Origin of the sequence: Paenimyroides marinum (assembly GCF_900108395.1) — a bacterium.
Lineage (GTDB): Bacteria > Bacteroidota > Bacteroidia > Flavobacteriales > Flavobacteriaceae > Flavobacterium > Flavobacterium marinum.
This window is the reverse complement of sequence record NZ_FNXE01000008.1, coordinates 22669-37546: the sequence shown is the minus strand read 5'-3', so window position 1 is coordinate 37546 and position 14878 is coordinate 22669. Positions and strand designations below refer to the sequence as shown.

General features: G+C 34.9%; 11 protein-coding genes. 3 read left to right on the top strand and 8 right to left on the bottom strand.

The features are described 5' to 3' along the window. The first annotated feature begins 5 nt into the window (after positions 1-5). Both BLW20_RS04270 and BLW20_RS04265 read left to right on the top strand, forming a co-directional pair. Positions 6-665, top strand: a complete 660-nt coding sequence (locus tag BLW20_RS04270) for a YggS family pyridoxal phosphate-dependent enzyme (protein WP_091096707.1) — start codon at positions 6-8, stop codon at positions 663-665. 65 nt (positions 666-730) lie between these two features. Then, entirely contained in the window at positions 731-961 is a 231-nt protein-coding gene (locus tag BLW20_RS04265; protein ID WP_091096705.1) for a hypothetical protein, read from the top strand. Between the two features lie 69 nt (positions 962-1030). On the opposite strand, the gene guaA is transcribed toward BLW20_RS04265, so the two are convergent. After that, positions 1031-2563: a glutamine-hydrolyzing GMP synthase gene (guaA, locus tag BLW20_RS04260; RefSeq protein WP_091096703.1), complete on the bottom strand. Its 1533-nt coding sequence runs from the start codon at positions 2561-2563 to the stop codon at positions 1031-1033. Positions 2564-2705: 142 nt separating this feature from the next. On the opposite strand from guaA, the gene BLW20_RS04255 reads away from it, so the two are divergent. After that, a complete protein-coding gene (locus BLW20_RS04255; protein WP_091096701.1) occupies positions 2706-3473 on the top strand; it encodes a copper resistance protein NlpE in 768 nt (255 codons plus the stop codon). A 40-nt stretch (positions 3474-3513) separates the two neighbouring features. Here BLW20_RS04255 and BLW20_RS04250 read toward each other — a convergent pair whose 3' ends face one another. The 7 genes from BLW20_RS04250 to BLW20_RS04220 form a co-directional block, all read right to left on the bottom strand. Continuing rightward, positions 3514-4779, bottom strand: coding sequence for an aminotransferase class I/II-fold pyridoxal phosphate-dependent enzyme (locus BLW20_RS04250; protein WP_091096700.1), 1266 nt, complete (start codon positions 4777-4779; stop codon positions 3514-3516). A 94-nt stretch (positions 4780-4873) separates the two neighbouring features. Then, positions 4874-5569 (bottom strand): hypothetical protein, encoded by a 696-nt coding sequence (locus tag BLW20_RS04245; protein ID WP_143037733.1) that lies wholly within the window; start codon positions 5567-5569, stop codon positions 4874-4876. 238 nt (positions 5570-5807) lie between these two features. Next, a complete protein-coding gene (locus BLW20_RS04240) occupies positions 5808-8213 on the bottom strand; it encodes an alpha-ketoacid dehydrogenase subunit alpha/beta (RefSeq protein WP_091096696.1) in 2406 nt (801 codons plus the stop codon). 176 nt (positions 8214-8389) lie between these two features. Further along, positions 8390-11368 carry a protein translocase subunit SecDF gene (gene secDF, locus BLW20_RS04235; protein ID WP_091096693.1) on the bottom strand — a complete coding sequence of 993 codons (2979 nt, stop codon included), beginning with the start codon at positions 11366-11368 and terminating at the stop codon, positions 8390-8392. Between the two features lie 205 nt (positions 11369-11573). After that, complete coding sequence (gyrB, locus tag BLW20_RS04230; RefSeq protein ID WP_091096691.1) at positions 11574-13514, bottom strand: DNA topoisomerase (ATP-hydrolyzing) subunit B; 1941 nt, start codon at positions 13512-13514, stop codon at positions 11574-11576. Between the two features lie 115 nt (positions 13515-13629). Beyond that, positions 13630-14076 (bottom strand): hypothetical protein, encoded by a 447-nt coding sequence (locus BLW20_RS04225; RefSeq protein ID WP_091096689.1) that lies wholly within the window; start codon positions 14074-14076, stop codon positions 13630-13632. Positions 14077-14140: 64 nt separating this feature from the next. Then, complete coding sequence (locus BLW20_RS04220; protein ID WP_091096790.1) at positions 14141-14863, bottom strand: LOG family protein; 723 nt, start codon at positions 14861-14863, stop codon at positions 14141-14143. Positions 14864-14878 lie beyond the last annotated feature (15 nt).

Sequence of the window (14878 nt, the reverse complement as noted above, 5' to 3'; positions counted from 1 at the left end):
TAAATATGTCTATTAGCGAAAATTTATTACGTATTAAGAACAATTTACCTGAAAACGTCCATTTGGTTGCTGTTTCAAAAACCAAGCCTGTGGAAGATTTAATGGAAGCTTACCATGCCGGTCAGCGTATTTTTGGCGAGAACAAAATTCAGGAAATGACCGAAAAATGGGAACAAATGCCAAAAGATATTCAATGGCACATGATTGGTCACGTACAAACCAACAAGGTAAAATACATGGCACCTTATGTAAATTTAATTCACGGGGTTGACAGTTTAAAATTATTGATTGAAATAAACAAACAGGCAAAAAAATGGCGACGCGTAATTCCTTGTTTATTGCAAGTTTACATAGCCACCGAAGAAACAAAATTTGGACTGGCTCACGATGAATTGTTGCAACTGATTCATTCTGATGAATTCAAAGCATTAGAAAACATTAAAATTGTCGGATTAATGGGAATGGCTTCATTTACAGACAATAACGACAAAATACGGAGCGAATTTCAATCTTTAAAAGATATTTTCGATTATTTACAACCTTACCAATTGTCAAACTGCCATTTTCAACAACTTTCTATGGGAATGAGTGGCGATTACCAGATTGCCATTGAATGCGGAAGTACCATTGTACGAATTGGAAGCAGTATTTTTGGGAGTAGATAACCAATCCAAACCTCACAGGTTTTGAAAACCTGTGAGGTTTGGATATCTAATAATTTAGAAAAAGTATGAAATCAGATAATTTTGAATTAGATAATTTTTTGTACGGATTATTATTGTTGCTACTTTCATTCTCTATTTATTTTTTTAATAAATGGTGGATAAGGAAAATGAAAAGTAAAGGAGAGGAAATAGATAGCTATGATAAATCAATAGTTTCTAAGCGAATATTAGCTATATATGTATCCACTTTATTATCAATCGTTTTCTTTTTAAAAGCTTTTAAACTATGGGATTAAACCCTGCTGATTCAAGTGTAGTACTTGAAATAAAAAAACAAAACCGTTGCTTTCACAACGGTTTTAATATTATTCCCACTCAATTGTTGCCGGTGGTTTAGAGCTGATATCGTAAGCAACGCGGTTAATACCTTTAACTTCGTTTATGATTCGGTTCGAAACCAATTCTAAAAACTCATAAGGTAATTTACTCCAGGTTGCCGTCATAAAATCAATGGTATTTGCAGAACGAACAACTGCCGTATATTCATACGTACGTTCATCGCCCATTACCCCTACTGATTTTACAGGTAATAAAACCACGAAGGCTTGTGATACCTCATCATATAAATTGTGTGCATATAATTCATCGATAAAAATCTGATCGGCTTCTTGTAAAATTCGTACTTTTTCAGCATCAACTTCACCTAATACACGAATTCCCAATCCTGGTCCCGGGAACGGATGACGATAAACTAATTCTCTTGGAATTCCTAATTCAACCCCTACTTTACGGACTTCGTCTTTAAACAACTCACGTAATGGTTCTAACAACTGTAATTTCATATCTTCGGGCAATCCGCCTACATTGTGATGTGATTTAATAGTTGCCGACGGTCCTTTTACTGATTGTGATTCAATAACATCGGGATAAATAGTTCCCTGTGCCAAGAAAGAAGCATCGTCGAACTTTTTAGATTCTTCATCAAAAACCGCCACGAAATCACGTCCGATAGATTTTCGTTTTGCTTCCGGTTCGTCAATTCCTTTTAAATTAGTAAGAAAACGTTCAGAAGCATCGACCATTTTAATGTTCATATGGAAATGCTTACCATAATTTTCCATTACTTTTTTGCCTTCGTCTTTACGCAACAAACCTGTATCAACAAAAATACACGTTAGCTGATCGCCAATGGCGCGGTGAATTAAAACAGCTGCAACCGAAGAATCTACTCCGCCCGAAAGCCCTAAAATAACTTTTTTATCGCCAACAACATTTTTAATTCTTTGAATTTCGGTTTCGATAAAATCTTTTAAAACCCAATTTTTCTCTGCCTTACAAATATTAAAAACAAAGTTTTCTAACATTTTAGACCCAAATTCAGAATGTGTTACTTCTGGATGAAACTGAACAGCGTAAACTTTTTGCTCTTCGTTTGCCAAAGCGGCAATATCTATGTTTGATTTTCCAGAAACCACAAATCCTTCCGGAGCTTTTATTACTTCATCAAAATGACTCATCCAAACGGTTGATTTTTCAGCAATACCGTTAAATAAACTATTTTGTTTTAAGACTGTTAATTCAGATTTACCGTATTCACCTTTTACACCTTTCTTAACTTCACCGCCTAAAAGATGTGAAATCAGCTGCATTCCGTAGCAAATTCCTAAAACAGGCACACCCATTTCAAACAATTCTTTATCAACCAAAGCTGCATCGTCTCCAAAAACTGAAGAAGGTCCGCCTGATAAGATAATTCCTTTTGGATCATGTTTTTTAATTTCAGAAATCGGTGTATTGTAAGGGATGATTTCGGTGTAAACCCCGAATTCTCGGATCCGGCGCGCAATTAACTGATTGTACTGCGAACCAAAATCTAAAATAATTATTCCTTGTGTCATTGTGATGTTTATCTTTATGCAAAAGTAATTTAATTCTTGCATTTTTAAAACAGTAATAGTCTTTTTTACAATTATTTTTTTGATTTGTTAAAAAATGGAATTATTTTTGATAAGCACTTAATAACTTCTATCCATACTTACTATGAGAAAAAATATTCTTGTATTAAACATAATAACTGCGATTATCTTTTTTACAAGTTGCAAAAAAGACGATAAAGCTGTTGTTGTTATTGAACAATCGCTTTTAGATACTATTTTTTGTAATACCTATGAAGGGGTTATTCCTTGTCCTGATTGCCCAGGTATTGAAACTTCACTGAGAATTTATAAAGACAGTACGGTTTCAAGAACGATTTACTATCAGGAAAGAAATGAACTGCCCGAAACAAGAATTGGTACCTGGAAACGAAAAGACAGCGTGTTTATCGCAACGTTTGACCGCGAAAAGTTATTCTATAAAATAAAAAATCAGAACATTATTTTACGTGTAGGTAGTGATTTAAAAGAAGTAAAGGGAACTTTTGCTCCTGATTATATTCTATATAAAAAGAGTTCTTTTAAACCTGAAACCATTGAAAATGTTTACTTATCAGGCGACACCATAAATTTATACAACAAATTAGTTGTAAAACACGACAAAAAAGATACTTATAATTTGCTGTTGACCCATTTTAATAAGATGGATTCTCTTAGCAATTGTACCGTAAATTTAAAAGCTATGTTAGATAAAAGGTTTCAGTTAAATGCCGCATTAAATAAGACCGAAGGTAATTTAAGGGTTATTTTTACACAAAAAGAAGCCCACGTTTTATTTGAAAAAATTCCAAAAGATTCTGTACGGTTTAAATGCAATGACAGTTTAAAATTTGCTCCTTTTAACGGATCTTACAAAAAACAAACAGCACTTTAATTAAAGTGCTGTTTGTTTTAATATGATATAAATTTAAATTTTATTGTGCCTCCATATCCACTGTGGTTTCAGCAGCAATTTTTTTGTATGTACCATCGGTTAGTTTGCTACGGATTGCTTCAAATGCAGACAAAGTTTGATCGATGTCTTCAAATGTATGAGAAGCTGTTGGAATTACACGTAGTAAAATGATTCCTTTTGGAATAACCGGATATACAACGATTGATAAGAAGATTCCGTAATTTTCACGTAAATCGTTTACCATAATCATTGCTTCAGGAATAGATCCTTCCAAATAAACCGGCGTAACACAAGTATTGGTATCCCCTATGCTAAATCCGCGATCTTTTAAACCATTTTGTAAACGGTTTACATTTTCCCACAATTTATCTTTTAAACTTGGGTTTTCTCTTAACAACTGTAAACGTTTCAGCGCACCTTTTACTAAAATCATTGGCAATGATTTTGCAAACATTTGCGAACGCAAATTGTATTTTAAATAATCGATAATATCTTTATCAGCTGCAATAAACGCTCCGATAGATGCCATTGATTTTGCAAATGTAGAGAAATACACATCAATTCCATCCTGGCAACCTTGCTCCTCACCTGCTCCGGCACCAGTTTTACCTAACGTACCAAATCCATGTGCATCGTCAACCAATAAACGGAAATTATATTTTTCTTTTAATGCAATAATTTCTTTTATTTTTCCTTGTTGTCCGCGCATTCCAAAAACACCTTCGGTAATAACCAAAATACCACCGTTTTGTTCCTTAGCCATTTTGGTTGCACGTTGCAGGTTTTTTTCTAATGATTCAACATCATTGTGTTTATAAGTAAAACGTTTACCCATGTGTAAACGTACACCGTCGATAATACAAGCATGAGAATCAACATCATAAACAATCACATCGTTTTTAGTTACCAAAGCATCAATGGTTGAAACCATTCCCTGGTATCCAAAGTTTAATAAATAAGCTGCTTCTTTATGAACAAAAGCTGCTAATTCATCTTGTAATTTTTCGTGCCAGTCTGTGTGTCCGGACATCATACGGGCCCCCATGGGATAAGCGGCACCATATTCAGCGGCAGCATCAGCATCTGCTTTTAAAACTTCGGGATGCGTAGCTAAACCTAAATAGTCATTAATAGACCAGTTTAATACTTCTTTTCCCTGAAATTGCATTCTTGGTCCTAATTTTCCTTCTAATTTTGGAAATACAAAATAACCTTCTGCCTGAGAAGCCCATTTTCCTAACGGACCTTTATTATCGTGAATTCTTTCAAATAAATCTTTAACCATTTTTATTTGTTTTTTTAACGGTGCAAAGTTAATGTTTTTTTTTAATGTAAAAGGCTTAATTTATTAAGATTACAAACTGTTTCGTTACAATTATTTAAAACTTTAGATAATGTAAAACAGTGATTGCCAAAACTAAATAAGTGCACATTACAATAAATAGTATTATGTAAGCTTTTTTTTGCTCTTTGATGTTAGTTGATTTTATTGCAGTTTTTAACTGTTTGTAGCGCAACACGCAATAAATGGTTAAGCCAATAAATAACAGATATGTTATAAGCAAAGCAATTTGAAACCCGATCGAATGTCGCAAAGCAAACGCATCATTGCCTTTAAACATTTTTATACTATTTTTAAATGGATGCTGGTAAAGGTTTACCGCTTTTTTATCGATTAATTTATTAAGACTGCGGCTATGAATATAATCGAGTTCTTTTTCAATGATTTGTTTTTTAAACAAAGGTTCAAATCCTAAAATGGCGTAATGCTTGATTTCTTCCCTTCTTGATTGCAGCTTACCATCAACATCTAAATAATTTATCGTTACAGGAGTATATGTTTTTTCTAAAAAGTTAAACGGAGTAGAAACATTACTGGTTGCTCCTCTTTGAATAGACAACACCTCTAATTTTTGCCATTTTGGATGTGAAATTTTAAATTCTAATGATCTAAAAAAGGGAGAAAATGTATAAAACAAAGCAACTATTGAGGTAAAGGCAAAAAATAAATTCAAAAACTGGTGGTCGGATCTTTTTCTTGTTCCAAAAAAAGCACGATCAATAATTACAATCATAAAACTGATTATAAACCCGTAAATGAATAACCGCAAGCTGTTTAGCAATACAAAGACCAAAAACAGTATCCAAAGAATTATTTTAAACGGATTGTATTTCATTGTAAATTATAATTTATCAAATATAAAAAAAAGCACCTAAATAAGATGCTTTAAATAACAGAAACTATTTAATAGAATTTTAAAAAAATAAACAATCAATAAGTCTTTTATCTTTCGTCTATTTTCTTTTATCTGTTTAGTATAAACTTGGATATTTTGTTGGGTTTACCTCGTTCATTATGGCATAAACTTTTTCAAAAACATCTTCTACAGATGGTTTAGAGAAATAATCACCATCGGTTCCGTAAGCCGGTCTGTGTGGTTTTGCTGCCAATGTTTCAGGTTTGCTGTCTAAAAATTTGTATCCTTCTTGAACATCTACAATTTGTTGTAAAATATAAGCCGATGCACCACCCGGTACATCTTCATCTACCACCAACAAACGATTTGTTTTTTGAAGTGATTTTACACAGTCGTGATTTTTATCAAATGGCAATAATGATTGTACATCAATGATTTCCACATCAATACCAGTCTCTAACAATTCTTTTGCAGCTTGCTCTACCAATCGCAAAGTAGATCCATAAGAAACAATAGTTAAATCGGTTCCTTCTTTAATGGTTTCTACTACACCAATTGGCGTTGTAAATTCGCCAATGTTTGCCGGCATTTTTTCTTTTAAGCGGTAACCGTTTAAACATTCAATTACCAAAGCCGGTTCGTCAGCTTTTAATAAGGTATTGTAAAAACCTGCTGCTTTGGTCATGTTTCTTGGAACCAATACGTGCATACCACGAACGGCATTGATGATCATACCCATTGGCGATCCTGAATGCCAAATGCCTTCTAAACGGTGTCCACGGGTACGAACAATTAGCGGTGCTTTTTGTTTACCGGCCGTTCTGTACTGAACAGTAGCCAAATCATCGCTCATAATTTGTAAAGCGTACAATAAATAATCTAAATATTGAATTTCAGCAATTGGTCGTAAACCACGCATTGCCATACCAATACCCTGACCTAAAATACTTGCTTCGCGAATACCTGCATCAGCCACTCTGCTTTCTCCGTATTTTTCCTGTAAGCCTTCTAAACCTTGGTTTACATCGCCAATATTTCCAGAGTCTTCTCCGAAAATTAAGGCCTCGGGATAAGTTTCAAATATTTTATCAAAATTATCTCTGATGATTAATCGTGCATCTACATCTGTTGAATTTTCATCATAAACCGGTAAAATTTCAGTTATATTTTCTGATTTATTAGATGATTGCGACATTAAATGCGAACTGAATTTCGGCTGGATTTGGTAGATGTAATCTTTAATCCAATTTGCCAAAAGATCCTTACCGTTTTCCCCCACAACCATACGTAAGATTTTACGGGCTGTGGTTAAGTTGTCTTTGCGGATAGGTTCTTTAATAGCGTTTAAATCAGCAATCATTTTTTCAATGAACACTTTATTTGCCGATGAAGACGCTACCTGATTTAAAACAGCAATTAACGATGCTCTTTCTTCTTTGATAGGATTTAAATAAGCCTCCCAAGCTGCTTTTTTACCGTTTAAAACATCTTTTTTCAGCTCTGCATCCAGCGTATCTAATTCTTCGGCTGTTGCAATACTGCTTTCAATCATCCAGGAACGCATTTTTGCAATACAGTCAAACTCACTTTCCCATTGCAAACGCTCTGGTGATTTATAACGTTCATGCGAACCAGAAGTTGAATGTCCTTGTGGTTGTGTTAATTCTTTTACGTGAATTAAAACCGGTATGTGACTGGTACGAGCTATCTGCGATGCTTTTGCATAGGTATCGACCAAGGCAGGATAATCCCAACCGTGAACCGTTAAAATCTCGTATCCGTTGGTATCCTCTTCTTTCCGGAATCCTTTTAAAATTTCAGAAATATTTTCTTTGGTGGTTTGATGGCGTGCGTGAACTGAAATTCCGTACATATCGTCCCAAACACTCATTACCATTGGAACCTGCAATACACCAGCTGCGTTGATTGTTTCAAAAAACAGTCCTTCAGAAGTTGATGCGTTACCAATGGTTCCCCAAGCAACCTCGTTTCCGTTTATAGAAAACTTTTGATCTTTATCTGCATTCGGAAATTCGCGGTAAATTTTTGATGCTTGAGCCAAACCTAACAAACGAGGCATTTGACCTGCTGTTGGAGAGATATCTGAACTTGAATTTTTTTGTTGTGTAAGGTTTTTCCACTCGCCGTTTTCATCTAAACTGTGGGTTGCAAAATGTCCGCCCATTTGACGACCACCTGACATTGGATCCTGTTCAATATCCGGATGACCATACAATCCTGCAAAAAACTGTTGGATGTTTAACGCCCCGATTGCCATCATAAAGGTTTGATCACGATAATATCCTGAACGGAAATCACCGTTTTTAAATGCTTTTGCCATTGCCAGTTGCGGCACTTCTTTTCCGTCACCGAAAATACCGAATTTTGCTTTCCCGGTTAATACTTCTTTACGGCCTAATAAACTGCATTCTCGCGAAATGCGTGCTGTTTTATAATCGTTTAAAACTTCTTGTTTAAAATCTTCGAAAGTTAACGCTTCTTTTGTAGCTGTTTCACTCATAATATATAGAAACTGTTTTAATTCTGACTTGAAATAATTTACGAATTTAGGTATTTTTTCGGTGAAAAACTAATTTTATATAAAATCAAACGCCTTAATTTGATACTTTTTTAGTATATGTGTAAAAGAAAAAACCATCCAATAGGATGGTTTTTAGCTTGAGAAATCAGTTTTTACTATGCTTCTGCTTCCTGAGCTTCGCGGTGTAATCTTTCAATTTCTTTTTTATCTTTTCTTGGCATGGTATCAACCAAAATTGGCGTTGCAAGGAATAAAGATGAGTATGTTCCTACAACAATACCTACCAACATTGCAAATACAAATCCGCGGATTGATTCTCCACCAAAAATAAACATGATTAATAACACTAAAATTAATGTTAACGATGTATTGATGGTTCTTGACAACGTGGTGTTTACCGAATCGTTTACAATGTGGTTGAAATCTCCTTTTGTTTTTCCTAAAAGGAATTCCCGTACACGGTCAAATACAATTACGGTATCGTTCATTGAATATCCAATTACCGTTAAAATTGCCGCAATAAAGTGTTGGTCCATTTCCATGTGGAACGGCATAAACTTATATAGTAATGAATAAGTTCCCAATACAAAGATTACATCGTGAACTACTGCTGCAACAGCTCCTAATGAATATTGCCATTTGCGGAACGATACCATTAAGTAAATAAACACAACGATCATAGATCCCACTACTGCATAAACCGAGTCTGTTTTAATGTCTTCAGAAACCGTAGCACTTACTTTAGAGGCAGAAACAACGCCTAATGTTTTAGTCTCTGATGTTTTAATGAAATCATCATAAGTCATGTTGCCAGTGTAGTATTTCTTTAAACCTTTATATAATAATTCGTTTACTTCCTGATCAACTTTTGCAGACTCTTCATCAACTTTATATTTAGTGATAATACGCATTTGATTTGCACTACCAAACTGTTTTGCTTCTACGGTAACACCAAATGTAGCCGATAAATCCTCACCAATTTTTGAAGGATCAACCGGTTTTTCAAACTTAACCTGGAATGTACGTCCACCTACAAAATCTACCCCTTCGTCTAATCCGTTTACTGCAAATGAAACACAACTGACAATAACTACAAGTGCAGAAATTACATAAGTTACTTTTTTCATTTTTAAGAAATCGAAATGGAAGTTTGTAAACCAGTTTTTAGTAATTGATGTACAGAAATTTACAATTCTTCCTGCGGCTGCATCTTTGTCCAGGAAGATACGTGCAATGAAAATAGAGGTAAATAACGATGTAAAAATACCAATTAACAAAGTAGTCGCAAATCCTTTAATTGGTCCGATACCAAAAATGAATAAGATAATACCTGTTAAGATATGTGTTACGTTTGCATCTACAATAGCACGCATTGCTCCGTGCCAGCTATATGACGAAGTAATGGCTTCTTTTAATGTTTTACCATGACGCAATTCTTCTTTTGCCCGTTCGTAAATAATGATATTCGCATCAACCGCCGTACCCATTGTTAAAACGATACCGGCAATACCAGGTAATGTTAATACAGCACCTAAACTTGTTAATATTCCGAATAAGAACAATAAGTTTACCATTAAAGCAATGTTCGCATACCAACCTGCTTTTCCGTAATAGAAAACCATCCAGGCAGCTACTAAGATTAACCCTACAACAGATGAAAGTAATCCGGCATCAATTGCAGCCTGACCTAATGATGGTCCAATAACTTCTGAAGAAACAATATCAGCCGAAGCCGGTAATTTACCCGCTTTTAAGATATTTGCTAAATCTTTGGCTTCTTGAACGGTAAAATCACCTGAAATACTTGAGCTTCCTCCTGCAATACCACCTTGTTGAGTTACCCCAGGTGCAGAATAAACAATATTATCTAAAACAATTGCAATATTTGATTGTTGAGCGTTTGCTTTTCTAGTTAAATCCTCCCATATTTTAGCTCCGTTAGGATTCATTTGCATTGAAACTACTGCTTTGTTAAGATTATCATAATCTTGTCTTGCCTCAGTAATAACTGCTCCTGATAAAGGCGGAACGTTTTGCGCGTTACCTCTTAAAGCATATAATTCTACAATGTTTGCATCTTTTTTAGCTTTACCCCAGGCAAATTTCACATAGCGTAAATCTCCGTTTAACAAACTGCGAACCTGTGGATCTTTCAAATACGAATTAATTTGTGCCGTATCTTTTGTTGCAAAAAAGGCAATAATCGGCGATCCCTGATAGCCCGGAGCTTTGATTAAAGAAACAATTGGTCCTAAATCTTGTTGTGCATTTGCAGTGGTATCTTTAGAAACACCAGTTAATAATTTATCAACATCTGTTTCTGCTTTTTGTTCTTTAAGCGTATCTTTTGAAACCTCTGGTTGTTTTGTTTTTCTCTCTTTTAAAACATTATTGGCAGCCATTAAAAACTGTCCGACTTCTTCACCTTTAAAAGTTTCCCAAAATTCTAACTGAGCAGTTGATTGTAATAAGTTTTTGATACGGTCAATGTCTTTAGCACCAGGTAATTCTACCAAAATTCTACCCGACTCACCTACTTTTTGAATAGTTGGCGATGCTACACCAAATTTGTCGATACGTTCACTAATTACACGGAAAGCACTCTCTACAGATTCGGCAACTTTTTTATTTAAAATAGTTTTTACCTGTGCATCTGTCATTGAAGTGTTTACCTCTTGTAAGTTTCTGTTTGCAAAAATTTCTGAAGAAGATAATTTTACGCTGCCTTTAGACAATTTATCGAAAGTAACATAAAACGATTCTAAATACGATTGATTACCTTCCCGGTTCTTTTCAGCTTCAACTAAAGCTTGATTGAACACCGCATTTTTAGAATTGTTTGCCAATCCTTTTAAAATGTCTTTAACAGAAATTTGAAGCATCACGTTGATACCTCCTTCAAGATCCAACCCTTTTTGTACCTCTTTAGAACGTACTTCAGCAAAAGTTTGACCTAAATAAACCTTTTCGTTTGCAATTGAATCTAAATAACGAGCTTCTTTGGTTAAATCACCTTTAGCAAATTCTTTTGCTTTTTTCTCGTAATGATCCGTTACAAACGTAAAGGACAATTGGTAAATACTTACCAACGCAAAAATAATCGCAATAAACTTAACGAGTCCTTTATTCTGCATTTTTAAAAAATTAATAGTTTTTAAATGATTTTGTTTGATACTTTTTTGCGTCTTAAAAACGAAAAAATGTTATAAAACGGACAAATATATAACTTCACAAAAGATTTAACAATAAAAAAAGATGTTTATTTGAACATCTTTTTAGGTATTTGTTAACAATTGTTGCAAATAAAAAACCGACAAATTGTCGGTTTTTCTAGTATTTTTAAGCGTCAATTTTTGCATAAACTGCATTTTTCTCGATAAATTCTCTTCGTGGAGGTACTTCGTCACCCATTAACATAGAGAATACACGATCTGCTTCTGCCATATTATCTACAGTGATTTGACGAAGTGTTCTGTGTTCAGGATTCATTGTGGTTTCCCACAACTGCTCTGCGTTCATTTCCCCAAGACCTTTGTATCGTTGAACAGATGACCCCTGCCCCATTTGCTCCATTAGCTCAATACGTTCTTCATCAGTCCACGCATATTGCTTCTTAGTACCTTTTTTAACCATATATAATGGTGGGGTTGCGATATATACGTATCCTTTTTCAATGAGTTCACGCATATATCTAAAGAAGAATGTTAAAATTAATGTAGCAATGTGGCTACCGTCAACATCGGCATCACACATAATTACCACTTTGTGATAACGCAGTTTTGATAAGTTCAACGCCTTACTGTCCTCTTCTGTTCCAATGGTTACCCCCAAAGCTGTAAAAATATTGCGAATTTCTTCGTTTTCAAAAACTTTGTGTCCCATTGCTTTTTCAACATTCAATATTTTACCACGTAATGGCATAATTGCCTGAAAGTTACGGTCACGACCTTGTTTTGCGGTTCCACCTGCAGAATCTCCCTCAACAAAGAAAATTTCACATTTTTCAGGATCCTGTTCTGAACAATCTGATAATTTCCCCGGTAAACCGCCACCGCTCATAACTGTTTTACGTTGTACCATTTCACGAGCTTTTTTTGCAGCGTGACGTGCCTGTGCTGCTAAAATAACCTTTTGAACAATGGTTTTTGCATCAGTCGGATTTTCTTCCAGATAAGCCTCCAACATATCAGCAACCGCTTGTGATACGGGCGATACCACTTCACGGTTTCCTAATTTGGTTTTGGTCTGCCCTTCGAACTGAGGTTCCATTACTTTAACAGAAATAATTGCTGTTAAACCTTCACGGAAATCATCACCGGTAATTTCAAATTTCAGTTTATCTAACAAGCCCGAAGCATCGGCATATTTTTTCAGTGTACGGGTCAATCCCATACGGAATCCCTGTAAATGTGTACCTCCTTCGTGGGTATTGATATTATTAACGTATGAATAGATGTTTTCTGAATAGCTATCGTTATAAATCAACGCCACCTCTACGGGAATTTCACTTTTTTCATTCTCCATACTAATTACATGGCTGATAATCGGCACACGGTTTCCGTCTAAAAAGCGAACATACTCTTTTAAACCTTCGGTAGAATGAAAAGTTTCAGATTTTGCCTGACCGTTTTCGTCAATGTTACGCAAATCGGTCAATGTTATGGTAATTCCTTTATTTAAAAACGATAATTCACGTAAACGAGCCGCCAAGGTATCGTAAGAATATTCTAATGTTTGCGTAAAAATAGAAGCATCTGGCTTAAAAGTTACCTTGGTTCCGGTTACATTTGTTTCACCAATGCTGCGAACCGGGTACATTGCTTTACCTCGCTCATATTCCTGTTCCCAAATTTTACCTTCGTTGTGAACTTCGGCACGTAAATGGTCAGAAAGCGCGTTTACACAAGATACACCCACTCCGTGTAAACCACCGGAAACTTTATAAGAATCTTTATCGAATTTACCACCGGCACCAATTTTGGTCATTACCACTTCTAATGCCGATACACCTTCTTTTTTATGAATGCCTACCGGAATACCACGACCATTGTCCTGAACGGTAATAGAATTATCCTGATTTATGATTACCTGAATAGAATCGCAATAGCCTGCTAAAGCTTCATCGATTGAGTTATCAACAACTTCGTAAACCAAATGGTGCAATCCGCGAACGCCTACATCACCAATATACATTGACGGACGCATCCGAACATGCTCCATTCCCTCCAATGCCTGAATACTGTCGGCAGAATACGAATTTTTCTTTATTTCTTCACTCATAATAATATGTGTACTAAATAATAACTAAACTACAAATATACGAAATTTTAATGAATTTTTGATATTTAAACGCTTTTATTCCTTTTGAAGTTATCAACACTTAAAAGAGTGGAAACTAAAAAATTTCAAGGATTTTATAGGTTAAATTATTACAGTTGATTTCTGAATGGATTTCCTTGTTTAATATTTTTTGAATTAAAGGTGCTTGTGCAGATACACAAATAACGGTTTCATTTTGATATACAAACGATTGTATGGGTATGCTGATATAAAATACCGCATGGTTGGTTTTCACCACAGATCCTAAAGTAACCTTGTTTATCGTTTTTTCTTCTGGCAATTGTTTTGCGAATTGTTCTAACTGTAACAGTTGACTTAGCTTGTTATTGAGTTTTTCCTGTTCTAAATGCATCATTGCTAATCCGGTTTCATGCTTATCGCCTGCGGAACTTTTGGCATCGTTTTGTGCATCTTCTGCCAAAGCTGCAATTTGATTTTGTATATTAACTATCTGGCATTTTAAAGCCGTTAACACTTGCTGTTTTAATTCTTTTCTATTCATTGGTAGAAAAAAAATATTTTTAACTGTTAAACTTTTGGATGTAACCCAAAACAGATTTAACGCATTAGAAATTCGGACTTAAATTGTATTTTTTATAGAAACTGTCAATTATTGCTACCACTTCATCTGCTGTATCAACAATTTTAATCAAATTCATATCTTCAGGTGAGGCGTTGAAATATTTTTCCAATAAAACGGTTTTGATCCATTCAAACAAGCCTGACCAAAATTCGCTTCCTACTAAAATAATTGGAAATTTCCCTATCTTTCTGGTTTGAATAAGCGTGATTGCTTCAAACATCTCATCTAAAGTTCCAAAACCGCCGGGCATTACTACAAATCCTTGCGAATATTTTACAAACATTACCTTGCGGACAAAGAAATAATCGAACTGCAGGTTTTTATCGTGATCAATGTACGGATTAAAATGCTGTTCAAAAGGCAAATCGATATTTAGTCCTACCGATGCTCCACCACCTAAATGTGCGCCTTTATTAGCTGCTTCCATAATTCCGGGACCGCCACCAGAAATCACACCGTAACCAGATTTGCTTATCTTAAACGCAATCTCTTCTGCCAGTTTATAATACGGATTGTCGCTTTTTGTACGAGCCGATCCAAAAATAGAAACACACGGACCAATACGTCCCATTTTTTCATATCCATTGACAAATTCAGACATCACTTTAAAAATTGCCCACGAATCGTTTGATTTTATTTCGTTCCACGATTTTTGTGTAAAACTTTCTTTTATTCTGATATCTTCTTCTGATAAATTCTCCTCCATATTTTCTGTTTTATT

What these genes read in the sequence shown, in the direction of transcription:
- BLW20_RS04225 (WP_091096689.1), bottom strand. Translation starts at nt 14,076, where the DNA reads ATGAATAGAAAAGAATTAAAACAGCAAGTGTTAACGGCTTTAAAATGC.
- guaA (WP_091096703.1), bottom strand. Translation starts at nt 2,563, where the DNA reads ATGACACAAGGAATAATTATTTTAGATTTTGGTTCGCAGTACAATCAG.
- BLW20_RS04270 (WP_091096707.1), top strand. Translation starts at nt 6, where the DNA reads ATGTCTATTAGCGAAAATTTATTACGTATTAAGAACAATTTACCTGAA.
- secDF (WP_091096693.1), bottom strand. Translation starts at nt 11,368, where the DNA reads ATGCAGAATAAAGGACTCGTTAAGTTTATTGCGATTATTTTTGCGTTG.
- BLW20_RS04220 (WP_091096790.1), bottom strand. Translation starts at nt 14,863, where the DNA reads ATGGAGGAGAATTTATCAGAAGAAGATATCAGAATAAAAGAAAGTTTT.
- BLW20_RS04255 (WP_091096701.1), top strand. Translation starts at nt 2,706, where the DNA reads ATGAGAAAAAATATTCTTGTATTAAACATAATAACTGCGATTATCTTT.
- BLW20_RS04265 (WP_091096705.1), top strand. Translation starts at nt 731, where the DNA reads ATGAAATCAGATAATTTTGAATTAGATAATTTTTTGTACGGATTATTA.
- BLW20_RS04245 (WP_143037733.1), bottom strand. Translation starts at nt 5,569, where the DNA reads ATGATTGTAATTATTGATCGTGCTTTTTTTGGAACAAGAAAAAGATCC.
- BLW20_RS04240 (WP_091096696.1), bottom strand. Translation starts at nt 8,213, where the DNA reads ATGAGTGAAACAGCTACAAAAGAAGCGTTAACTTTCGAAGATTTTAAA.
- BLW20_RS04250 (WP_091096700.1), bottom strand. Translation starts at nt 4,779, where the DNA reads ATGGTTAAAGATTTATTTGAAAGAATTCACGATAATAAAGGTCCGTTA.
- gyrB (WP_091096691.1), bottom strand. Translation starts at nt 13,514, where the DNA reads ATGAGTGAAGAAATAAAGAAAAATTCGTATTCTGCCGACAGTATTCAG.